The following is a 22720-nucleotide window of genomic DNA, read 5'->3' on the forward strand; positions in this document are numbered from 1 at the left end:
CTCCCGCCTTTCTTCCCCTACGGGCGGCTCCGCGGCCTCTCTCCGCGGTTCGGGGGGGGGCTTTAAACCACGTGGTTCACGGCCCGCCCTCTTCGCGCTTCGAACGCGGTCCGGTCAGCGCATCTTGCCGCCGCGCGGCGGGCGGCCGGCGCCGCCGCGGCCGGGGATGGGCCCCTTCGGGAGGGGCATGTTGCTCATGAGGTCGCCCATCGCGCGGAGACGGTCGTTGGCGGCCGTGACCTGGGGACCGGTCAGGACGCGGGGCATCTTCAGCATCTTGGTGCGGACCTTCTTCAGGGGCACCTGGCCCTCGCCGTTGCCGACGATGATGTCGTGGACGGGGACGTCGACCACGATGCGGGCCATCTTCTTCTTCTCGGCCGCGAGGAGGCTCTTCACCCGGTTCGGGTTGCCCTCGGCGACCAGCACGATGCCCGCCTTGCCCACGGCGCGGTGGACCACGTCCTGGCTGCGGTTCATCGCGACCGCCGGGGTCGTCGTCCAGCCGCGGCCCACACGGTCCAGCACCGCGGCCGCGGCGCCCGGCTGGCCCTCCATCTGCCCGAAGGCGGCGCGCTCGGCGCGGCGTCCGAAGACGATCGCCATCGCGAGGAGGGCGAGCACGAAGCCCAGGATGCCCAGGTAGATCGGGTGATCGATCAGGAAACCGATCGCGAGGATGACACCGAAGGTGACGATTCCCACACCCGCGACCACAAGACCGATCTTGGAGTCGGTCCGCTTGGTCATCTTGTAGGTCAGAGCGATCTGCTTGAGCCGCCCCGCGTTCTCGGCGCTGTCCGCGCCTTCAGTGGTGTTTGCCTTCCTCGCCATGCAATGAAGTTTACGTGGCCCGTGAACGGCGGGCGGCCACGGCCTCCCGTTCCAGCAGGTGGTAGGACTCGGCCCGGTCCCTGGCCCGGCGGCGGTCCTCCAGGACGGCCGTCCAGGCGTTGCGGCGGGCGGTGCGCTGGCCGCCGCCGAGCAGCAGCGACTCGACGGCGCGGAGGGCATCGGTGACGGACGGGATGACGGTGGCGCGTACCGGCGCGGCCTGCATCGTGGAAGTCCCCTCGGAACGATGTGCGTGTGCTGCGCGGACTGGAGACGGGGCGCAGGGGAGGCGGTGGCGGTCGGAGTCACCGCGACACCGCGCTGCGCTTTCATCCAGGGTCACTGTTCGGTGTTACCAGCGCATGACCGGTCGGTCAAACACCAATGAAACCTTGATGCGGGCGCCGCGCACGCCGACGCGGTCCGTCCGCGCCCCGGTGGCCTCTCGGACCTGCGGGGAGCGGACGGACCGCGTCGGGGCGGGCGTCACCCGTGGGCGGCCGCTCGCGTGGGATTCACCCGGACCGCGTCACGCGGACGGCGCCGGCACCTGCGCCTCGCGCCGGTCCATCGCCTGCTGGAACAGCCGGCCCGCGCGGTACGAGGAGCGGACGAGCGGTCCGGACATGACGCCCGAGTAACCGATGGCGTCGGCCTCGTCCTTCAGCTCGACGAACTCGTGGGGCTTCACCCAGCGCTCGACGGGGTGGTGGCGCACCGACGGCCGCAGGTACTGCGTGATGGTGATGAGCTCGCAGCCGGCGTCGTACAGGTCCTGGAGCGCCTCGCTGACCTCTTCGCGGGTCTCGCCCATACCGAGGATCAGGTTCGACTTGGTCACCAGGCCGGCCTCGCGGGCGCGGGTGATGACCTCCAGGGACCGCTCGTAGCGGAAGCCCGGGCGGATGCGCTTGAAGATGCGCGGCACCGTCTCCACGTTGTGCGCCAGCACCTCGGGGCGCGAGGAGAAGACCTCCGCGAGCTGCCCGGGCTCGGCGTTGAAGTCGGGGATCAGCAGCTCGACCTTGGTGCGGCCGGCCTCCCGGTCCGCGGTGAGCGCGTGGATCTGGCGCACGGTCTCCGCGTACAGCCAGGCGCCGCCGTCCTCCAGGTCGTCGCGGGCGACGCCGGTGATGGTGGCGTAGTTCAGGTCCATGGTGACGACGGACTCGCCGACGCGGCGGGGCTCGTCCCGGTCCAGCGCCTGCGGCTTGCCCGTGTCGATCTGGCAGAAGTCACAGCGCCGGGTGCACTGGTCGCCGCCGATGAGGAACGTGGCCTCGCGGTCCTCCCAGCACTCGAAGATGTTGGGGCAGCCGGCCTCCTGGCACACCGTGTGCAGGCCCTCGCTCTTGACGAGTTTCTGCAGCTGGTTGTACTCGGGGCCCATCTTCGCCCGGGTCTTGATCCACTCGGGCTTGCGCTCGATGGGGGTCTGGCTGTTCCGGACCTCAAGGCGCAGCATCTTGCGCCCGTCAGGTGCGACAGACACTCCGGCACTCCCCTTTGCTTTCACTGCATTGGATTCTTCGGCGAACACCAGGGTACGCCCGTAGTTCATTCGGCTTTACGTCTGCCCAACCTGGGGCAGGTGGGGCCTATTCCCGGGGGCGTGTTCCGTGGGTCATGCCGTGGCCACGGCGTCCTCGGTGCGCCCGATCGCACGGGGGGCGAGTTCGGCGTTCTCCAGGATGTCCCGCAGGTGCTTCTCGACGACGGGGAGGACCTCGTCGATGGTGACGTCGCGGCCGAGTTCGTAGCTGAGCGAGGTGACGCCGGCGTCCCGGATGCCGCAGGGGACGATCCGGTCGAACCAGGTGTTGTCGGGGTTCACGTTGAACGAGAAGCCGTGCATGGTGACGCCCTTGGCGACGCGGATGCCGATCGCGGCGAGCTTGCGGTCCTCGCGGCGCTGGCCGGCGTTGGAGGGGGCGTACTCCGGGCCGTTGAGCCGGGGGTCGAACTCGTCGTCCTGCAGGCGCGGGTCGAAGTCGAGCGTGAGGCCGCCGGGGGCGGGGCGCTGTTCGACGGGGTCGCCCAGGACCCAGACGCCGCTGCGGCCCTCGACCCGGGTGGTCTCGACGCCGAACTCGGCGGCGGTGCGGATCAGCGCCTCCTCCAGCCGGCGCACATGGGCGACGACGTCCACGGGGCGCGGGAGCTTCTGGATCGGGTAGCCGACGAGCTGGCCGGGGCCGTGCCAGGTGATCTTGCCGCCGCGGTCCACGTCGATGACGGGGGTGCCGTCGAGGGGGCGCTCGCTGTCCTCCGTGCGCCTGCCCGCCGTGTAGACGGGCGGGTGTTCCAGGAGCAGGCAGGTGTCGGGGACGGTGTCCTCGAACCGTGCCGCGTGCACCTCGCGCTGCTTCTGCCAGGCCTCCCGGTAGTCGACGGCGTTCTCGCCGAATCCCATGCGGACGAACCGGAGCTCAGTCACGGCAGCAGCCTCTCTCCTCGCGGCGCCGTGGTCCCGGGGTCCCCCGGTACCGCGTCACCCTGCACGAATCGCGCCCCGGCCACTTTACGACCGGCGCCGACGCGGGGGCCCGGCAGGTCTTCCTGTCAGCGCCGCCCACAATCCTCACACGATCGGATGAATGTGGAGCGAAGGGGGCTGTGTCCGCCCCGCAGGCAGCTAAATTCGCGCCGTTCGTCAGAGGAGGCCCTGAGGGCTGCCCGCCCGGCCCCGAAGGCAGGAGATCCCACAGCTGATGTCGGAACGACCTCCGCAGCGCACGCCCAACCGGCGGCTCGCCGCGCTCATCACCGAGGCCGGTTTCTCCAACGCCGGTCTCGCCCGCCGGGTGGACCAGCTCGGCCTCGAACACGGCCTCGACCTGCGGTACGACAAGACCTCCGTGACCCGCTGGCTGCGCGGCCAGCAGCCCCGGGGCACCACCCCCGCCCTGATCGCCGAGGTCTTCACCCGGCGCCTCGGCCGCCGGCTCTCCGCCCAGGACCTGGGCCTGGACGCCTGCGCCCCGGTCTACGCGGGCCTGGAGTTCGCCGCCACCCCGGCCGAGGCGGTCGACATCGTCAGCGGGCTGTGGCGCAAGGACTCCGGCAGCCACACCGAGCTGCGGAAGATCGCCTTCACCCCGGCCGGTCTCGTCGTCCCCAGCCGGGACTGGCTGATCGGCCGGGCGGACGAGTGGGTCGGCAGGCCCGCCCCGGGCGGACCGGTCAGGGCCGGCGCCGCGAGGCACCCGGCCGGCGCCCAGATCCCCGCCGGCCCCTCCTCGTACGCGGCGCACGGCACCCTCCCCGCCATGCCCGAGCAGGCCGGGGCCCCGGGCGGGCGGCACAGCGTGCGGGGGCCCGGCCCGTCGCGGCCCGGCGGGGCGACCGCGCCGCCCGGGGCCCCGGCCGCCGCCGGGGTGCCCCGGCAGCGGCAGTCCGAGCGGGGGTCGGGGCTGCGGGTCGGCGAGGGGGACGTCGCCGCGCTGCGTTCGGTCGCCGAGCTCTTCCGTACCCTCGACCACGCCTACGGCGGCGGCCACGCCCGGCAGGCCCTCGTGCGGTACCTGGAGCACGAGACGGAGCCGATGCTGCGCGGCACGTACGGGGAGGCGACCGGCCGGCGGCTGTTCGCGGCCGCCGCCGATCTGACCAGGCTGGCCGGCTGGACCTCCTACGACATCGCGGCGCACGGCCTCGCACAGCGCTATTTCGTGCAGGCGCTGCGGCTCTCGCAGGCGGCGGGCGACCGGGCCTACGGCAGTTACGTGCTGATCACCATGAGCCGTCAGGCGGTCTACCTCACGCACGGCCGGGAAGCGGTCCAGCTGGCCCGGGTGGCCCAGCAGGGCATCGGCTCGGCCGCGCCGCACACCGTCATGGCCATGCTGCACGCGGTGGAGGCGCGCGGGCACGCGGTGCTCGGGGACGCCAAGACGTGCACGGCCTCGCTGGCGCGGGCGGAACACGCGCTGGAGGCCGCCCGGCCCGGTGACGAGGTGCCGCACTGGGCGCGCCACTTCGACGAGGCGCAGCTCGCCGACGAGTTCGGGCACTGCCACCGCGACCTCCAGCAGTACCGGGCCGCCGCGCAGTACGCGGAGCGCGCGCTCCAGTTGCGCGCCCCCGCGTACGCCCGGAGCAGGCTGTTCTGCCGGGTGGTGCTGGCGTCCGCCCGGCTCGGGCTCGGAGAGCTGGACCAGGCGTGCCGGCTGGGGGCGGAGGCCGCCCAGCAGGCGGCCGAGATGCGCTCGGTGCGCGCCACGGAGTACGTGCGGGACTTCGAGCGGCGGCTGGAGCCCTTCCGGGACGCCGCTGCCGTCCGCGGCTATCGCGAGCGGGTGGCCGCGCTGGGCTGAGCCGGCCTTTGCCCCCGGGGCCCGCCCGGACGGGCGCCAAGCCCTCAGGCCGCCTCGGGGAGTGCCGGTGCGTCCCCGGTGGCCCGGCGTACGCCGAGGTCGTCGAGGATCGAGGCGGCGGCGCGGTGGCCCGAGGCCAGCGCGCCCTGGACGGTGCCGGTGTCGCGGTGGTCGCCGCACACGTAGAGGCCCGCGAGGAGCCGGACGGGCCGGTGCGGGTCGTGCGGGGCGGGCATCGCGGGCACCGCCTCGGGGTCGTGGTGGGCGGCCAGCAGCTCCCAGTCGTCGGTGGGCATGCCGTAGAGGACGGCCAGGTGGGCGCGGACCGCGCGGTCCAGGTCGTCGGGCGGGGTGCCGAGCACCGTGGAACTGATCAGGGTCCGGCCGTGCGGGGCGCGGGCCGGGTCGACCGCGCTCATCACGGCGGTGTGGGACACGGGGCCCGACCGGTCGGCGTCCAGGAGGAGCGAGGCACCGGTGGGCGGGGGAGCGGGGGCGGTGTGGTGGAGCACCGTCACGGGGTGGAAGGACGGCAGGCGCAGGCCCGGCAGCAGTTCGGCGGCGGCACCCGCGCCGGTGGCCACCAGCAGGGAGCGGCAGCCCAGTTCGCCGTGTTCCTTGGTGCGTACGGAGGTGATGCCGGCGGAGGTGACGTGCACTCCGGTGCGTACGGTGCCGGGCGGCAGGGAAGCGGCGAGGAGCGCGGGCAGCGTGGCCGCACCGCCTTCCGGTACGCACAGCCGGCCGCTCGCGTACGTGCGCAGGGCGAGGTCGGCGCACCGGCTGGAGGTGGTGAGGCCCGGGTCGCCGAGCAGTGCGGTGAGCAGGGGGCGTACGAAGCCGTTGAGCGTACGGGCGGACAGGCGGCCGGAGAGGGCGTCGAGCGCGGCGCGTTCGGGCCGGGCGAGGAGGCGGGCCGGGGGTGTGGCGGCGAGGCGGGCCAGCGCCACGCCGAGCCGGGCGTGGTCGATCGCGCCGCCCACGGCTCCGGTGAGGGCGCCCGCCCGGGGCGGCCGGGGGGCGCTCGCGAGGGCGCGCGCCGCCTTGAACGCGCCCCGTGCGCTGCGTGCGCCCTGTGCGCCGCGGATCTCCCCGGTCCGGGTGCGGCGGCCCTCGCTGTGGACGAGGACCCCGGGATCGAAGGCGCGCAGGACGAGTCCGTCGAGCCCCGGCGTGGTGCGGAGCTCCGGATACGCGGTGTTGAGCAGCGGGCCGACGCGGTCCAGCCGGAAGCCGTCCACCTCGTCGGTGGCCATCCGGCCGCCGACGCCGGGACCGGCCTCCAGGACGCTGACACTGACCCCGGCGCTGGTCAGTCGGTGGGCCGCCGACAGGCCGGCGATCCCGGCCCCGATGATGACGACGTCCGCGTGGTGTGCCGTGCTGAGCACGTGCCCTCCCCGATTCGGCGCAAGTGGTGGGGGGCTCATGCCCTCAACAGCCCACCGGAATGCGTGAGTTCGTCAGGAGGCTAGGAGGGCCGCCCGAGCGTGCGCAGGCGCGCGCGGACCGGTGCACCGATGCACGGGGTCGCACACCCGTCCGAACGGTGCGTCGGCGGGGGCGGGACGATCAGCGCAGGGCCGCGCGGACGGCGGCGTCGATGCCGGGGAAGGCGAACGAGAAGCCGGAGTCCAGCAGCCGTGCGGGCAGCACCCGCTGACTGCCCAGCACGTCCCCGGCGAACTCGCCCAACGCGATCCGCAGCGCCGGTGCGGGCACCGGGAAAAGGGCCGGCCGCCGCAGCACGCGGCCCATCGCGGCGGTCACCTCGGCGTTGGTGACGGGCGAGGGACCGGTCAGGTTGACCGGTCCGGACAGCTCCGGGGTGTCCAGGATGTGCCGCAGCGCCGCGATGTGGTCGTGCAGCGCGATGAAACTCCAGTACTGCCGCCCGTCGCCCAGCCGGCCGCCGAGCCCCGCCCGGAACAGCGGGAAGAGCCGACCCCAGGCGCCGCCCTCCCGGGCGACCACCAGACCGGTGCGGGCGTGCACCGTACGCACCCCGGCCTCCTCGGCCGCCGCGGTGGCCTCCTCCCACTCCACGCACACCGACGGCAGGAACCCGTCACCGGGCGGGGTGTCCTCGTCGACCGGACGGTCCCCGGTGTCCCCGTAGAAGCCGATCGCGGAACCGGAAAGCAGCACGGCGGGCGGGGTGTCGAGCGAGGCGACGGCGTCCGCGATCGCGGCGGTGCCCAGCACCCGGCTGTCCCGGATCTCCTTCTTGTACGCCTCGGTCCAGCGGTGGTCGCCGACCCCGGCCCCGGCGAGGTGGACGACCGCGTCGCAGCCCACCAGGCCGGCCACGTCCACGTACTCGCGCTTCGGATCCCACTCCACCTCGTCGCCGTCCCGCGCGGGGCGGCGCACCAGGCGGACCACCTCGTGCCCGTCGGCCCGCAGCGAGCGCACCAGCGCCGCTCCGATGAGTCCGGTCGATCCGGTGACGGCGATACGGGAGTGCGGCATGGCACCCATCCTGCCCCACCCGGGCCGGCGTACACGGTCGTGGCACAGTGGCGGCCATGACCGAATCCGCCGTACCCGAAGCCCCCGTCGTCCGCCGCGCCGTTCTCGCGGACGAGCCCGCGCTCGGCGAGCTGGACCGCGCCACCTGGTCGACGCTGCACGCGGTCCAGCCGCGCCCGCAGCCGCCGTACGCGCCGTTCTTCGACGAGCGGCACCCGCCCCGGGACATCCTGGTGGCGGAAGCGGCGAACGAGGCGGGGGAGCGGGTGCCGGCCGGTTACATACGCGTGGTGCCGCCCACCCCGTTGGCCTGCAACGCGCATGTCCGGCAGATCCAGGGCCTCGCCGTGGCCCACTGGGCGCGTGGCCGGGGCGTCGGACGCGCCCTGGTCCGGGCGGCCTGCGTCGCGGCACGCGGCGAGGGGGCGAACCGGATCACCCTGCGGGTCCTCGGCCACAACGCGCCCGCCCGCGCGCTGTACGAGGCGGAGGGCTTCACCGTCGAGGGCGTGCTGCCGGGCGAGTTCTTCCTGAACGGGCGGTACGTGGACGACGTGATGATGGGCCGTTCGCTCGCCCCGTGAGGAGCGCGGGCCTCATTCCGGGCCGAACCGCTCCCAGAGCGCGGGCAGCCGGGCCGCGAGGGCCGCGTCGTCGTCCGGGTCCAGCGGGGTGCCCTCCGGTTCACCGGCCTGCGGCGGCAGCCCGAGGTCCGGGGCGACGACGCCGGTGAGCTGTTCGTACGCCTCGTCGGCCGCGTACCCCAGCTCCTCGCCGTCGCCGTCCAGCTCCTCGTCGAAGGAGTCGAGCAGCTCGGCCAGGCTGTCCGGGTCGTGCACGGCGCCCTCGAAGACCTCCCGGCCCCGGCCGATCAGCCAGCAGCGGAAGTAGTCGAAGGCGTCGTCGTCCGCGCCGCCGAGCAGCACGGCGGCGGCGCCCCACAGGTCCCAGCGGTAGGCGCGGTTGAAGCGGGCCTCGAAGTGCCGGGCGAAGTCCAGCACGGCTTCGGGGTCGAGCTCCACCAGCCGTTCGACCAGCAGGTCGGCATGGTCCTCGGGGTCGCCGTCGGCGGCCTCGCGCGTGCTGTCGATCAGCTCCCAGAACTCGGTCTCGTCCATCACGGGTCCAGCATCTGCCCTGGGGGCGGCCGACGCACGCCCAGACATCGATACGAAGCCGTCAGGGAGCGCCCCCGTAGAGGGCGTGCAGGCGGGCGGCGGCCCTCGCGAACCTCTCCCGCAGGGCGGCCGGCTCCAGGACCTCCAACTCCGGCCCGAGCCCCAGCAGCTGGCCGTAGGCGACCTCCAGGGACTCGACCGGCAGGGTGACCGTGACCCGGCCGTCGGCACCGGGCGGTCCGGCCGCCTCCAGCGCCTCCGCGGCGGCGGCCCGGTCCGTGAGGTGCGGCAGTCTCCGCACGGCCGTCTCCGAGAGCCGCAGCGTCACCTCCGTACGCAGCAGGGAGCGGGCGAACGCGGCGGAGCGCTCCTCCCAGAAGCCGGGCAGGTCGAAACCCTCGTCCCGGACGAAAGGGGTGTCCGTGACGGTCACGGCGGTGAACCGGTCGACGCGGTACACCCGGACGTCCTCGCCCGCGCGGGCGCAGAGGTACCAGACGCCCGCCTTCAGGACGAGGCCGTACGGGGCCAGCTCCCGTTCCGCGCCGATGTCCCGGCCGGCCCTGCGGTAGCGGGCGAGGACCGTGCGGTCGCGCCACACGGCGTCGGCCACGACGGGCAGCAGCCCGGGGGTGACCGGCTCCTGGTACCACCCGGGCGCGTCCAGGTGGAAGCGCCGGCCGGCCCCGGCCGGGGCGTCCCGCAGCGCGGGGGTCAGGGCCGCCGAGACCTTGAGCCGGGCGGCGGACGCGGCGTCCGCGAGCCCCATCTCGCGCAGCGCCGAGGGCAGGCCGGACAGGAACAGCGCCTCGGCCTCGTCACGGGCGAGCCCGGTCAGGCCGGTGCGGTAGCCGCCGACGAGCCGGTAGCCGCCGGCCCGGCCCCGCTCCGCGTACACCGGGATCCCGGCCTCGGAGAGGGCCTGGGCGTCCCGGGTGACGGTCCGTTCGGACACCTCCAGCTCCCGGGAGAGCTCGGCGGCGGTCATGCCGGGGCGGGCCTGCAGGAGCAGCACCATTCGGATCAGCCGGGCAGCGCGCATGCGGCCATTGTGGCCAAAGAACAAGCCCGTCCGGCGATCGAGGACGGAACCTCGAGCCGGACGGGCCTGATCACGCTCAGAGACCGTACCGGTCCCGGGCCTCCTTGACGGCCGTCGCGGGCACCTCGCCGCGGCGGGCCAGCTGGGCCAGCGTCGCGACCACGACGGACTGGGCGTCGACGCCGAAGTGGCGGCGGGCCGCGTCACGGGTGTCGGAGAGACCGAAGCCGTCCGTGCCGAGCGAGGTCCAGTCCTGCTCGACCCACTGGCTGATCTGGTCCGGCACCGCGCGCATCCAGTCGCTGACCGCGACGACCGGACCCGGTGCGCCCTCCAGCACCTGCGTCACGTACGGCACCCGCTGCTCACCGCGGAGCAGCGCCTCGTCGCACTCCAGCGCCTCGCGGCGCAGCTCGCCCCAGGAGGTGGCGGACCAGACGTCGGCCGTGACACCCCACTCGGCGGCCAGCAGCTCCTGGGCCTCCAGGGCCCAGTGGATCGCCGTACCGGAGGCCAGCAGCTGGGCGCGCGGGGCGTCCGCCGTGGCGGGCGTGCCCTCCTTGAAGCGGTACAGGCCCTTGACGATGCCCTCCTCGACGCCTTCCGGCATCGCGGGCTGCTGCTTCGGCTCGTTGTAGACCGTCAGGTAGTAGAAGACGTCCTCGGCGTCGGGGCCGTACATCCGCCGCAGACCGTCCTTGACGATGACCGCGATCTCGTAGGCGAACGCCGGGTCGTAGTTGAGCGACGCCGGGTTCGTGGCCGCGATCAGGTGCGAGTGGCCGTCCGCGTGCTGCAGGCCCTCGCCCGTCAGGGTCGTACGGCCGGCGGTCGCGCCGACGATGAAGCCCTTGCCGAGCTGGTCGGCGAGCTGCCACATCTGGTCGCCGGTCCGCTGCCAGCCGAACATCGAGTAGAAGATGTAGAACGGGATCATCGCCTCGCCGTGCGTCGCGTACGACGTCGAGGCGGCGATGAAGTCGGCCATGGACCCGGCCTCGGTGATCCCCTCGTTGAGGATCTGGCCGTCCTTGGCCTCCTTGTAGTACATCAGCTGGTCGCGGTCGACCGGCTCGTACGTCTGGCCCAGCGGCGAGTAGATGCCGGCCGAGGGGAACAGCGACTCCATGCCGAAGGTGCGGGCCTCGTCCGGGACGATCGGCACCCAGCGCCTGCCGGTCTGCTTGTCCCGCATCAGGTCCTTGACCAGGCGGACGAAGGCCATGGTGGTGGCCATCTCCTGCTTGCCGGAGCCCTTCTTCAGCGCCGCGAACGCGCGCTCCTCGGGCTCGGGCAGCGCCACCGCGTGCACCCGGCGGGCCGGGGCGGGGCCGCCGAGGGCTGCGCGGCGCTCCTGGAGGTAGCGGACCTCGGGGGAGTCGGCGCCCGGGTGGGCGTAGGGCACCAGGCCGTCGGCGAAGGCGCTGTCCGGGATCGGGAGGCCGAGCAGCTCGCGCATGCTCTTGAACTCGTCGATCGACAGCTTCTTCATCTGGTGGTTGGCGTTCTTGGACTCGAAGCCCTTGCCGAGCGTGTAGCCCTTCACCGTCTGGGCGAGGATCACGGTCGGCGCGCCCTTGTGCTCGACGGCCGCGCGGTACGCCGCGTACACCTTGCGGGCCTCGTGGCCGCCGCGGGAGGTGTAGAAGCACTCGGCGATCTTCGCGTCCGTGAGCAGCTTCGCCAGCTCGGCGAGCGCGGGCTCGGCGCCGAAGAAGTGCTCGCGGATGTACGCGACGTCGCGGGTGGCGTACGTCTGGAACTGCGCGTCCGGGACCTCGCGGAGCCGGCGGACCAGCGCGCCTGTGGTGTCGAGCTGGAACAGCTCGTCCCAGGCGTTGCCCCAGAGCGTCTTGATGACGTTCCAGCCGGCGCCGCGGAAGGCGCCCTCCAGCTCCTGCACGACGCGGAAGTTGGCGCGGACCGGACCGTCGAGGCGCTGCAGGTTGCAGTTGATGACGAAGGTCAGGTTGTCGAGCTTCTCGCGGGCCGCCAGCGCGAGGGCGGCGGTCGACTCGGGCTCGTCCATCTCGCCGTCGCCCAGGAAGGCCCAGACGTGCGAGTTCGACGTGTCCTTGATGTTGCGGTTGGCGAGGTAGCGGTTGAAGCGCGCCTGGTAGATCGCCGAGAGCGGGCCGAGACCCATCGAGACGGTGGGGAACTCCCACAGCCAGGGCAGCCGCCGCGGGTGCGGGTAGGAGGGCAGACCGTTGCCGCCCGCCTCCTGGCGGAAGTTGTCGAGCTGCTGCTCGCTGAGCCGGCCGTCGAGGAAGGCGCGGGCGTAGATGCCGGGGGAGGCGTGGCCCTGCACGTACAGCTGGTCGCCGGAGCCGTCCCCCTCCTTGCCGCGGAAGAAGTGGTTGAAGCCGGTCTCGTACAGCCAGGCGGCCGAGGCGAAGGTGGCGATGTGGCCGCCGACGCCGAAGCGCGCGCCGCGGGTGACCATCGCGGCCGCGTTCCAGCGGTTCCACGCGGTGATCTTCGACTCCATCTCCAGGTCACCGGCGAAGTCGGGCTCCGCGGCGGTCGGGATGGAGTTGACATAGTCGGTCTCCAGCAGCTTGGGCAGCGCGAGACCGGCGCCCTCGGCGTGCTGGAGCGAGCGCCGCATCAGGTACGCGGCACGGTGCGGGCCCGCGGCCTTGGTGACGGCGTCCAGGGAGGCCGCCCATTCAGCGGTCTCCTCCGGGTCGCGGTCCGGGAGCTGGTCGAGCTCGCTCGGAAGCTTTCCTACGGGGTCGGTCATGATCGCCGCCTTCCGGTGAGGAGGGGGGTGGAGAAGTCCCTGACTGGCAGGACAGGGCGATGGGGCCGGTGGGCCCGCGGAGTGAACTGTAAATCGCCGATCGATGATCGATCAAAGGATGAAAGGGAAAACTTCTCGATATGAAGAAAGTGGCATGCGGTGCCATGAAACGGGGCACCGAGTGACGGGATTTAACCGTCAAAACGGGCGTCACCTTGCACAGGTGAGCGATCCTGGCGACAGATGTGCGGTGACCGGAATCGTGCTCAGGCGCGCGGCGCGCACCCCAGGACGTGAGCCTTGACCAGTGTGCCGATGTCCGGGTCCTTGCGCAGGAACGCGTCGATGAGTGCCTCGTGCTCCTCGGCGTACGACTTCTGCACCGTCCCCAGCCAGCGGATCGACAGCGCCGTGAACACCTCGATGCCGAGCCCCTCCCAGGTGTGCAGCAGTACCGCGTTGCCCGCCGCCCGCACCAGCTCGCGGTGGAAACCGACCGTGTGCCTGACCTGGGCCTCGCCGTCCGCCCGCCGGTCCGCCTCGTACAGCGCCGCCACGTGCGGCGCCAGCAGCGAGCAGTCCTCGCCGAGCCCGGGGGCCGCCAGCTCGGCCGCGATCTGCTCCAGGCCCGCCCGTACGGGGTAGCTCTCCTCCAGGTCCGCGGCGGTGAGGTTGCGGACCCGGACGCCCTTGTTGGGCGCCGACTCGATCAGCCGCAGCGTCTCCAGCTCCCGCAGCGCCTCGCGCACGGGCGTCTGGCTGACCTCCAGCTCGGTGGCGATGCGCCGCTCCACGATCCGCTCGCCCGGCTTCCAGCGCCCGCTGACGATCCCCTCCACGATGTGCTCGCGGATCTGTTCGCGCAGCGAGTGGACGACGGGCGGGGTCATGACGGGCTCCTTCGGACAGACCGGTACGCCTGCACCGGGCACGGTGGCCGGGGCGACCGGTGGTGTCTAGACAATACGGCGGCGCCCCCGCCCGGGAGTGTCCCGGACGGGGGCGCCGCTCGTGAGGCTGGTTACAGGCCGAGCTCGACCTCGAACTCGCCGGCCTCCAGGATCGCCTTGACCGCGGTCAGGTAGCGGGCGGCGTCCGCGCCGTCCACCAGACGGTGGTCGTAGGAGAGCGACAGGTACGTCATGTCGCGGATACCGATGACGGTGCCCTCCTCGGTCTCGATGACCGCGGGACGCTTCACGGTGGCGCCGATGCCCAGGATGGCTGCCTGGTTCGGCGGCACGATGACGGTGTCGAACAGCGCACCGCGCGAGCCGGTGTTGCTGATGGTGAAGGTGGCACCGGACATGTCGTCCGGGGTCAGGCCGCCACCGCGGGCCTTGCCGGCCAGCTCGGCGGTCTTCTTCGAGATGCCGGCGATGTTGAGGTCGCCCGCGCCCTTGATGACCGGGGTCATCAGGCCCTTCTCGGCGTCCACGGCGATGCCGATGTTCTCCGAGTCGAAGTACGTGATGGTGCCTTCGTCCTCGTTGATCCGGGCGTTGATGACCGGGTGGGCCTTCAGCGCCTGGGCGGCGGCCTTGACGTAGAACGGCATCGGGGAGAGCTTGACGCCCTCACGGGCCGCGAAGCCGTCCTTCGCACGGGCGCGGAGCTTCATCAGCTTGGTGACGTCGACCTCGACGACCGACGTCAGCTGGGCCTGCGAGTGCAGCGCCTTCATCATGTTGTCGCCGATGACCTTGCGCATGCGGGTCATCTTGACCGTCTGACCGCGCAGCGGGGACGCCTCCAGCTTCGGCGCCTTGGAGGCGGCGGCCGGAGCGGCGGCGGGCGCCGGGGCAGCGGCGGCGGCCTTGGCGGCCTCCGCGGCGGCGACGACGTCCTGCTTGCGGATGCGGCCACCGACGCCGGTGCCCTTGACCGAGCCCAGGTCGACGCCGTTCTCGGTGGCGAGCTTGCGGACCAGCGGCGTGACGTACGCGCCGTCGTCACCGGAGGTCGCGACCGGGGCCGGGGCGGAGGCCGGAGCCTGGGCCGGGGCGGCCGGCGCGGGCGCCGGGGCAGCGGCGGGAGCCGGAGCAGCCGGAGCCGGGGCCGGAGCAGCGGCGGGCGTGGCAGGGGCCGGAGCCGGAGCAGCCGGGGCCGGAGCCGCGGCGGGGGCCGGGGCAGCCGGGGCCGGAGCCGCGGCCGGGGCGGCGCCGGGGGCACCGATGACGGCGAGCTTGGCGCCGACCTCGGCGGTCTCGTCCTCACCGACCACGATCTCCAGCAGCACACCGGCGACCGGGGCGGGGATCTCGGTGTCGACCTTGTCCGTGGAGACCTCGAGCAGCGGCTCGTCCTCCGCGACCTCCTCGCCGACCTCCTTCAGCCAGCGGGTGACGGTGCCCTCGGTGACGCTCTCGCCGAGCGCCGGAAGGGTGACGTCGGTGCCGGACGCGGAGGACGCGCCGGTGGTGGCCTCGGCGCTCGGCGCCTGGGCCGGGGCCTGCGTCTCGGTCGACGGGGCGGCCGGCGCCTCGGCTGCGGCCGGGGCGGGAACCGCGGCCGGCTCGGCGGCCGGGGCGGACTCGGCGGCCGGGGCGCCCGAGCCGTCGTCGATGACGGCCAGCTCGGCGCCGACCTCGACGGTCTCGTCCTCGGCGACCTTGATGGACGACAGGATGCCGGAGGCGGGGGCGGGGATCTCGGTGTCGACCTTGTCGGTCGAGACCTCGAGCAGCGGCTCGTCGGCCTCGACGCGCTCGCCCTCGGCCTTCAGCCAACGGGTGACAGTGCCCTCGGTGACGCTCTCGCCGAGCGCCGGAAGGGTTACGGAAACCGACATGGTTTCAGTTGCTCCTAACGAAAATGCGGAAGTGGTCGGTCGTCGCGCCCGGTCGACTGGTCAGTCGTGGGAGTGCAGGGGCTTGCCGGCCAGGGCCAGGTGGGCCTCGCCGAGCGCCTCGCTCTGGGTCGGGTGGGCGTGGATGAGCTGGGCGACCTCGGCCGGCAGCGCCTCCCAGTTGTAGATCAGCTGGGCTTCGCCGACCTGCTCGCCCATACGGTCACCGACCATGTGGACGCCGACCACGGCACCGTCCTTGACCTGGACGAGCTTGATCTCGCCCGCGGTCTTGAGGATCTTGCTCTTGCCGTTGCCCGCCAGGTTGTACTTCAGTGCGACGACCTTGTCCGCGCCGTAGAGCTCCTTGGCCTTGGCCTCGGTGATGCCGACGGAGGCGACCTCGGGGTGGCAGTACGTCACCCGGGGGACACCGTCGTAGTCGATCGGGACGGTCTTGAGACCGGCCAGCCGCTCCGCGACGAGGATGCCCTCGGCGAAGCCGACGTGCGCCAGCTGGAGCGTCGGGACCAGGTCGCCCACGGCCGAGATCGTCTCCACGTTGGTCCGCATGTACTCGTCGACCAGGACGTAGCCGCGGTCCATGGCGACCCCGGCCTCCTCGTAGCCCAGGCCCTGCGAGACCGGGCCGCGGCCGATCGCGACCAGCAGCACCTCCGCCTCGAAGGTCTTGCCGTCGGCGAGGGTCACGCGGACGCCGTCCTGCGTGTACTCGGCGCTCTGGAAGAACGTGCCGAGGTTGAACTTGATGCCGCGCTTGCGGAACGCGCGCTCAAGAAGCTTCGAGCTGTTCTCGTCCTCGACCGGGACGAGGTGCTTCAGACCCTCGATGATCGTCACGTCGGTGCCGAAGGAGGTCCACGCCGAGGCGAACTCGACGCCGATGACACCGCCGCCCAGCACGATCGCGGACTTCGGGACGCGGTCCAGCTTCAGCGCGTGGTCCGAGGAGATGATCCGGTTGCCGTCGATCTCCAGGCCCGGGAGCGACTTCGGCACCGAGCCGGTCGCCAGGAGCACGTGCCGGCCCTGGACGCGCTGGCCGTTCACGTCCACCGAGGTGGGGGAGGAGAGCCTGCCCTCACCCTCGATGTAGTGCACCTTGCGGGAGGCGACGAGACCCTGCAGACCCTTGTACAGGCCCGAGATCACGTCGTCCTTGTACTTGTGGACGGCCGCCATGTCGATGCCCTCGAAGGTGGCCTTGACACCGAACTGCTCGGCTTCGCGGGCCTGGTCCGCGATCTCGCCGGCGTGCAGCAGGGCCTTCGTGGGAATGCAACCGTTGTGCAGGCAGGTGCCGCCGACCTTGCCCTTCTCGATCAGAGCGACGTCCAGGCCCAGCTGCGCTCCGCGCAGGGCCGCGGCGTACCCGCCGCTGCCACCGCCGAGGATCACTAGGTCGAAAACGGTGCTGGCGTCGTTCGCCACGTCACGTCCTCCATGCATGTGCGCCGTACGCCGGGCCCCGTCCTCGGGGTGTGACCGGCCGGTCGGCTGGTGTGCGGCCGCTTTAGTCTTCGGCCCTGTGGTGGGGGCCCTGTCCTGCCGAGAACCCATCTTCGCACTTGTTGACGGTGGGCGGGACGCGGGGCCCGTGTCCGGGACGGATGATCGTCCGTCCCGGGGGATTACCGCTGCGTAGTGGACAGGTGATTTCGTCGAGAGCGAAACCGCCCGCCCCGGCCGCGGTGCCGTGGGTCAAACACATACGGCCCCGGACGTATGCCCGGGGCCGTATCGAGGCCGGTCAGCCGAGGTCGCCGGCGGCGGTGCGCTCCGCCAGCTTCACCAGCGTGCGGACCGCGGAGCCGGTTCCGCCCTTCGGCGTGTAGCCGTACGGCGCGCCCTCGTGGAAGGCCGGGCCCGCGATGTCCAGGTGGGCCCAGGCGATGCCCTCGCCCACGAACTCCTTCAGGAACAGACCGGCCACCAGGCCGCCGCCCATCCGCTCGCCCATGTTGGCGATGTCGGCGGTCGAGGAGTCCATGCCCTTGCGCAGGTCCGCCGGGAGCGGCATCGGCCAGGACGCCTCGCCGACCTCCTCCGCGATCTCGTGGATCGAGGTACGGAAGGCCTCGTCGTTGGACATGATGCCGAAGGTGCGGTTGCCCAGGGCCAGCACCATCGCGCCGGTCAGGGTCGCCACGTCGACGATCGCGTCCGGGTTCTCCTCCGAGGCGCGGGTCAGCGCGTCGGCCATGACGAGCCGGCCCTCGGCGTCGGTGTTGAGGACCTCGACGGTCTTGCCGCTGTACATGCGCAGGACGTCACCCGGGCGGGTGGCGCTGCCCGACGGCATGTTCTCGGCGAGCGCCAGCCAGGCGGTGACGTTGACGCGCAGGCCCAGACGGGCGGCCGAGACGACGGTCGCGAACACGGCGGCGGCGCCGGCCATGTCGCACTTCATCGTCTCGTTGTGACCGGCCGGCTTCAGCGAGATGCCGCCCGAGTCGTAGGTGATGCCCTTGCCGACGAGGGCCAGGGTCTTCTCCGCCTTCGGGTGCGTGTAGGCGAGCTTCACCAGGCGCGGGCCGCGGGCCGCGCCCTGGCCGACGCCGAGGATGCCGCCGTAGCCGCCCTTGACGAGCGCCTTCTCGTCGAGCACCTGCACCTTGATGCCGTGCTCCTTGCCGGCGGCCGTGGCCACGGCGGCGAAGGACTCGGGGTACAGGTCGTTGGGCGGGGTGTTGACCAGGTCGCGGGCGCGGTTGATCTCCTCGGCGAGGGCGATCGCGCGCTCGGCGGCGGCCTTGTACGCCTTGTCGCGCGGCTTGGCGCCGAGCACGGCGACCTCGGCCAGCGCCTGCTTCGCACCGGCGGCCTTCGCGTCCTTGGGGGCCAGCTTGTTCTCGCCGGCCTGGTAGGCGGTGAAGGCGTACGCGCCGAGCAGGGCGCCCTCCGCGACGGCCTCGGCGTCCTCGACGGAGCCGATGGGCAGTGCGAAGCCGGCCTTCTTCGAGCCGGCCAGCGAGCGGGCGGCCGCACCGGCGGCCCGGCGCAGCGCCTCGGCGTCGTACGCGCCGTTCTTCTCGGGGGCCGCGCCGAGGCCGACCGCGATGACGACCGGGGCCTTCAGGCCCTCGGGGGCGGGGACCTTCGTCAGCTCGCCCTCGGCACCAGAGGCGCCCAGGGTCGCCAGGACGGCGGCGAGCTTCCCGCCGAACGCCTTGTCCACGGCCTCGGCGCCCGGTGCGAGGACGAGGTCCCCAGGCTTGGATCCAGCGCCCTTGGCGACGCCCACGACGAGGGCGTCGGCGCGCAGCGTCGCCGCACCGGCAGTGCTGAGAGTGAGAGCAGTCACGGTGGTGAAATCTCGCTTCCGTTGAGTTCTTTTCCGGTCTGTGCTGGTCGAGGGGGTGGCCGACCGTGCCCGGCGCATCGTAGACGCCGCCGCGATACGCCGGGAATGAGCCTACGCGCGCCTTTGGCGACCGATCACGGCGGCGGGCCGTAGGCGGGGGGCGGCCGCCGTACGGTGGTGGCCCCGGGAAGACCGTCCCGGCGGAACGGGCCCGGGACACAACGGTGTTGACGGGGACCGGTGGACATGGGGGAACGATGCGCGACCGGACGGCCGCACGGGTGAGCGGGGCGCGCGGCGCTCTCGCCGTCACCGCACTGATGGTGCTCACGACGCTCACGGGCTGCTCCCCGGGGCATGAGAAGGCCCCGGCGGGGAAGGCGGGCGCCTCCGCGCGGCCCTCGCACACGCGCTGGCGGCCGGAGCCCGGCACGGACTGGCAGTGGCAGCTGTCGGGGAGGCCCGACACGTCGGCCGACGCCCCGGTGTACGACATCGACGGCTTCGACCGGACGGCGGCCGAGGTCGCCGCGCTGCACCGCAAGGGGCGCAAGGTCATCTGCTACCTGTCCACCGGCGCCTGGGAGGACTTCCGCCCGGACGCGGCCCGTTTCCCCACCGCCGTCCTCGGGAAGGGCAACGGCTGGAAGGGCGAGCGCTGGCTCGACATCCGGCGCACCGACGTCCTGGAGCCGCTGATGGAGTCCCGCATCGCGATGTGCGCGAAGAAGGGCTTCGACGCGGTCGAGCCGGACAACATGGACGGCTACCGCAACAGGAGCGGCTTCCCGCTGACCGCCGCCGACCAGCTGCGCTACAACCGCCTCATCGCCCGCACGGTCCACCGCCACGGCATGGCCGCCGGCCTGAAGAACGACCTGCCGCAGATCCCCGAACTGGTCGGGGACTTCGACTTCGCGGTCAACGAGCAGTGCGCCCAGTACGAGGAGTGCGAGGAGCTGATCCCGTTCGTGAAGGCGGGCAAGGCGGTCTTCCACGTGGAGTACGAGCTGCCCGCCGCACGGTTCTGCGCCCGGTCCCGGAAGCTGGGGCTCAGCTCGCTGCGCAAGGAGTACGGGTTGGGGGCGTGGCGCGAGTCCTGCGCAGCGGACCGGGGCTGACGGTCCGCAGGGCACCGGGGCCGACCGTCCGCCGGGGAACGCGGCTCACGGTCCGCCGGACGGGGAACGCCTCAGCCCAGCGCCAGGCACACCAGCGTCACCGTCGCCGCCGTCTCCGCCAGCGCCCCGAACACGTCCCCGGTCACCCCGCCGAACCGCCGCACGCAGTGCCGTAGCAGCAGTTCGGCCACCACCGGCGCGGCCACGGCCGCGAGGGCGTAGCGCAGCGCCCCGTACCCGCCGAACAGCGCGCCCGCGCCCGCGCAGGCGGCCACCACCAGAAGCGCGGCCGCCCCGGCGCCGGCCACCGGGACCGTGCCGGCGACGGCCGCGCCGAGACCCTCCGGCCGGGCCGCGGGGACACCGCGCCGGGAGGCCAGGGTCAGCGCGAGCCGGGCGACGACGGCGGAGGCGACGGCCGCCACCGCGCCGTGCGCCCAGCCCCGCGCGTACAGCTGCTGAAGGACCGCCACCTGGGCCAGCAGGACGAACAGCAGGGTGATCACGCCGAAGGGGCCGATGTCCGACCGCTTCATGACGCGCAGCGCGTCATCGGCCGGTCTGCCGCTGCCCAGGCCGTCGGCGGTGTCCGCGAGACCGTCCAGGTGCAGTCCCCGGGTGAGGGCGGCGGGCACCGCGGCCGAGGCGACCGCGGCGAGCAGCGGCCCCGCACCGCCCCACAGCAGCAGGCAGCCCGGGGCCGCCGCGAACACGCCGACGACGAGCCCGGCCGACGGCGCGCACAGCATCCCGGCCCGCGCGGCCCCCCGGTCCCAGCGGGTCACGCGGACAGGGAGCACGGTCAGGGTGCCGAAGGCGAAACGCAGGCCATGGCTGTTCAGAGAGATCACGGCGCGCAGGCTAATCGGTACGCACGCCCGCTAGATTGTCCGAAATACCGCACAACGGGGCAGAAGCGGATGACCGGGAGTGAGTGGCATGGGTCACTGGTTCGATCACAACTTCGTCGAGCCGGGGAAGCTCCCCCTGCTCCTGGCCCTGACCGCCTTCGTGCTGACCTTCGCGGTGACCCGGATCATCACCCGGATGATCCGGGCCGGGAAGGGGCCGTTCCGCAACATCACGCCGGGCGGCGTCCACGTCCACCACGTCGTCCCCGGCGTGGTGCTGAGCATCGTCGGCGGGTTCGGCGCGGTGGCCAGCGGGCGGCACGGCGGCACGGCCGCCGTCTGCGCGGTCGTCTTCGGCATGGGGGCGGGCCTGGTACTGGACGAATTCGCCCTGATCCTGCACCTGGACGACGTGTACTGGACCGAGGAGGGGCGCCGGAGCGTGGAGGTCGTCGTGCTCACGGCGGCCCTGGTGCTGCTGGTGCTCGGCGGGTTCTCCCCGCTGGGCGTCGACGACCTGAACGACGATCAGGAGCAGGGGCGGCTCGGGGCCGTGCTCACCGTCGTCGTCAACTTCTGCTTCGTGCTGATCGCCCTGTTCAAGGGCAAGGCGCGGATGGCGGTGGTCGGCACACTGGTCCCGTTCGTGGCCCTGATCGCGGCGGTGCGGCTGGCCCGGCCGACCTCGATGTGGGCCAGGCGGTTCTACCGCAACCGGCACCGCGCCCGCTCCCGTGCGGTGCTGCGGGCCTACCACCACGACGTCCGCTGGGCCGGGCCGCGCCGCAGGTTCCAGGACCTCATCGGCGGGGCACCGGACCGGGTTCCGGCCCCGCCGTCCAAGCCCTGACCCTCCGTCGCCTCCCGTACGGGACGGGACCCGTCGCCGTCAGTCCGTCGCGTCGGCCTTCTCGTCGTCCACGCCGTCCTCCTCCGCCTCCGGTTCGCGCTCGGGCAGCTCCGCCGCGAGCGCGGCCGCGGCCTGGACGAAGGGGAGGGCGAGCAGCGCCCCGCACCCCTCGCCGACGGTGATGCCGTGGTCGAGCACCGGGTTGAGCGCCATCCGGTCGAACGCCTTGGCCTGCGCCGGCTCACCGCTCAGCTGACCCGCCAGCCACCAGTCCGGTGCCCGGAACGCGGCACGCTGGCCGACCAGCGCCGCCGCCGCGCCGACCACGCCGTCCAGGACCACGGGGAGCCGGCGCACCGCGCACTGCAGCAGAAAGCCGGTCATCGCGGCCAGGTCCGCGCCGCCCACCGTCGCGAGCAGCTCCAGCTGGTCGCCCAGCACCGGCCGGGCCCGGCGCAGCGCGTCCCGCACCGCCGCGCACTTGCGCATCCACGCCAGGTCGTCGATCCCCGCACCGCCGCGCCCGGTCACCACCGAGGCGTCCGTGCCGCACAGCGCCGCGATCAGCGTGGCCGCGGCCGTCGTACCGCCCACGCTCAGGTCGCCGAGCACCACCAAGTCGGTGCCCGAGTCGGCCTCCTCGTCGGCCACCGCGATGCCGAGCCGCACCGCGGCCCCGGCCTCCTCGGCCGTCAGCGCGTCCTCGATGTCGATCCGGCCGCTGCCGCGCCGCACCCTGGTCCGCACGACCGCTTCCGGCAGCAGCTCCGGGTCGCAGTCGAGACCGGCGTCCACGATCCGCACCGGCACGGAGAACCGGCGGGCCAGGATCGCCAGCGGGGTCGACCCGTCCAGCGTGGCCCGCACCAGCTCGTGCGCGGTGCCGGCCGCCCGGCCGGACACGTCGAGTCCGGCCACCCCGTGGTCACCCGCGAACAGCACGACGCGCGGCTGCTCGACGGTCCGCACCGGCGAGGCCTGCTGCGCGGTGGACAGCCACTCGCCCAGCTCGTCCAGACGCCCGAGGGCGCCCGGGGGCACGCTGAACCGCTCCCGGCGTTCCTCGGCGTCGCGCCGGACACCCCCGTCGGGGCGTTCGATCAGGTCGGAGAAGTCGTCCAGATTCACGGGGGTCTGCCTCGCGGGTCGATACGTGGAGTGGGCCGGGGAGCCCGCCGACGGGCTCACTGCGGAACAGTACCCGCCAGGTTTTCGGGGGCCGCGCGAGCGGGTGACCCGGGCCGCCACCGCGCCCCC

General features: G+C 73.1%; 19 protein-coding genes. 4 read left to right on the forward strand and 15 right to left on the reverse strand.

Features of this window, described 5'->3' with window-relative positions:
* Positions 1-114: 114 nt before the first annotated feature.
* The 4 genes from ABZ564_RS02665 to lipB form a co-directional block, all read right to left on the reverse strand.
* Positions 115-834 (reverse strand): DUF4191 domain-containing protein, encoded by a 720-nt coding sequence (locus tag ABZ564_RS02665; protein ID WP_360848311.1) that lies wholly within the window; start codon positions 832-834, stop codon positions 115-117.
* A gap of 10 nt (positions 835-844) precedes the next feature.
* Entirely contained in the window at positions 845-1060 is a 216-nt protein-coding gene (locus tag ABZ564_RS02670; protein WP_360848314.1) for a hypothetical protein, read from the reverse strand.
* Positions 1061-1363: 303 nt separating this feature from the next.
* Positions 1364-2299 (reverse strand): lipoyl synthase, encoded by a 936-nt coding sequence (gene lipA, locus ABZ564_RS02675; RefSeq protein ID WP_360848871.1) that lies wholly within the window; start codon positions 2297-2299, stop codon positions 1364-1366.
* A gap of 159 nt (positions 2300-2458) precedes the next feature.
* The gene (gene lipB / locus ABZ564_RS02680; protein ID WP_360848317.1) at positions 2459-3271 is read right to left on the reverse strand and encodes a lipoyl(octanoyl) transferase LipB; all 813 of its coding nucleotides are present in this window, start codon (positions 3269-3271) and stop codon (positions 2459-2461) included.
* A gap of 274 nt (positions 3272-3545) precedes the next feature.
* Between lipB and ABZ564_RS02685 the strand changes: the two genes are divergently transcribed.
* The gene (locus tag ABZ564_RS02685; RefSeq protein ID WP_360848320.1) at positions 3546-5150 is read left to right on the forward strand and encodes a regulator; all 1605 of its coding nucleotides are present in this window, start codon (positions 3546-3548) and stop codon (positions 5148-5150) included.
* A 44-nt stretch (positions 5151-5194) separates the two neighbouring features.
* On the opposite strand, the gene ABZ564_RS02690 is transcribed toward ABZ564_RS02685, so the two are convergent.
* Both ABZ564_RS02690 and ABZ564_RS02695 read right to left on the reverse strand, forming a co-directional pair.
* A complete protein-coding gene (locus ABZ564_RS02690; protein WP_360848323.1) occupies positions 5195-6541 on the reverse strand; it encodes an NAD(P)/FAD-dependent oxidoreductase in 1347 nt (448 codons plus the stop codon).
* A gap of 181 nt (positions 6542-6722) precedes the next feature.
* Positions 6723-7622 carry a TIGR01777 family oxidoreductase gene (locus tag ABZ564_RS02695; protein ID WP_360848326.1) on the reverse strand — a complete coding sequence of 300 codons (900 nt, stop codon included), beginning with the start codon at positions 7620-7622 and terminating at the stop codon, positions 6723-6725.
* A 56-nt stretch (positions 7623-7678) separates the two neighbouring features.
* Here ABZ564_RS02695 and ABZ564_RS02700 point away from each other — a divergent pair, with 56 nt between their 5' ends.
* The gene (locus ABZ564_RS02700; protein ID WP_360848329.1) at positions 7679-8206 is read left to right on the forward strand and encodes a GNAT family N-acetyltransferase; all 528 of its coding nucleotides are present in this window, start codon (positions 7679-7681) and stop codon (positions 8204-8206) included.
* 12 nt (positions 8207-8218) lie between these two features.
* Here the strand turns inward: ABZ564_RS02700 and ABZ564_RS02705 are convergent, their stop codons facing one another.
* The 7 genes from ABZ564_RS02705 to ABZ564_RS02735 all read right to left on the reverse strand — a co-directional run bounded on the left by ABZ564_RS02705 (position 8219) and on the right by ABZ564_RS02735 (position 18641).
* Positions 8219-8740: a DUF4240 domain-containing protein gene (locus tag ABZ564_RS02705; RefSeq protein ID WP_360848874.1), complete on the reverse strand. Its 522-nt coding sequence runs from the start codon at positions 8738-8740 to the stop codon at positions 8219-8221.
* A gap of 61 nt (positions 8741-8801) precedes the next feature.
* Positions 8802-9782, reverse strand: coding sequence for a WYL domain-containing protein (locus ABZ564_RS02710; RefSeq protein ID WP_360848332.1), 981 nt, complete (start codon positions 9780-9782; stop codon positions 8802-8804).
* A 76-nt stretch (positions 9783-9858) separates the two neighbouring features.
* Complete coding sequence (gene aceE / locus ABZ564_RS02715) at positions 9859-12528, reverse strand: pyruvate dehydrogenase (acetyl-transferring), homodimeric type (protein ID WP_360848335.1); 2670 nt, start codon at positions 12526-12528, stop codon at positions 9859-9861.
* A gap of 266 nt (positions 12529-12794) precedes the next feature.
* Entirely contained in the window at positions 12795-13418 is a 624-nt protein-coding gene (locus tag ABZ564_RS02720) for a GntR family transcriptional regulator (RefSeq protein WP_360848338.1), read from the reverse strand.
* A gap of 131 nt (positions 13419-13549) precedes the next feature.
* Positions 13550-15319, reverse strand: coding sequence for a 2-oxoglutarate dehydrogenase, E2 component, dihydrolipoamide succinyltransferase (gene sucB / locus ABZ564_RS02725; RefSeq protein ID WP_360848341.1), 1770 nt, complete (start codon positions 15317-15319; stop codon positions 13550-13552).
* A gap of 60 nt (positions 15320-15379) precedes the next feature.
* On the reverse strand, positions 15380-16768 hold the full coding sequence (gene lpdA, locus ABZ564_RS02730; protein ID WP_360848344.1) for a dihydrolipoyl dehydrogenase: 1389 nt from the start codon (positions 16766-16768) through the stop codon (positions 15380-15382).
* 319 nt (positions 16769-17087) lie between these two features.
* The gene (locus tag ABZ564_RS02735) at positions 17088-18641 is read right to left on the reverse strand and encodes a leucyl aminopeptidase (protein WP_360848347.1); all 1554 of its coding nucleotides are present in this window, start codon (positions 18639-18641) and stop codon (positions 17088-17090) included.
* A 257-nt stretch (positions 18642-18898) separates the two neighbouring features.
* Between ABZ564_RS02735 and ABZ564_RS02740 the strand changes: the two genes are divergently transcribed.
* Entirely contained in the window at positions 18899-19762 is an 864-nt protein-coding gene (locus ABZ564_RS02740) for an endo alpha-1,4 polygalactosaminidase (RefSeq protein ID WP_360848350.1), read from the forward strand.
* A gap of 71 nt (positions 19763-19833) precedes the next feature.
* Here the strand turns inward: ABZ564_RS02740 and ABZ564_RS02745 are convergent, their stop codons facing one another.
* On the reverse strand, positions 19834-20613 hold the full coding sequence (locus ABZ564_RS02745; RefSeq protein ID WP_360848353.1) for an adenosylcobinamide-GDP ribazoletransferase: 780 nt from the start codon (positions 20611-20613) through the stop codon (positions 19834-19836).
* Between the two features lie 88 nt (positions 20614-20701).
* On the opposite strand from ABZ564_RS02745, the gene ABZ564_RS02750 reads away from it, so the two are divergent.
* Positions 20702-21463: a hypothetical protein gene (locus tag ABZ564_RS02750; RefSeq protein WP_360848356.1), complete on the forward strand. Its 762-nt coding sequence runs from the start codon at positions 20702-20704 to the stop codon at positions 21461-21463.
* A gap of 39 nt (positions 21464-21502) precedes the next feature.
* Here the strand turns inward: ABZ564_RS02750 and ABZ564_RS02755 are convergent, their stop codons facing one another.
* A complete protein-coding gene (locus tag ABZ564_RS02755) occupies positions 21503-22591 on the reverse strand; it encodes a nicotinate-nucleotide--dimethylbenzimidazole phosphoribosyltransferase (protein WP_360848359.1) in 1089 nt (362 codons plus the stop codon).
* Positions 22592-22720: the final 129 nt, after the last annotated feature.

Origin of the sequence: Streptomyces sp. NPDC019224, from assembly GCF_040632605.1 — a bacterium.
Classification (GTDB): Bacteria; Actinomycetota; Actinomycetes; order Streptomycetales; family Streptomycetaceae; genus Streptomyces.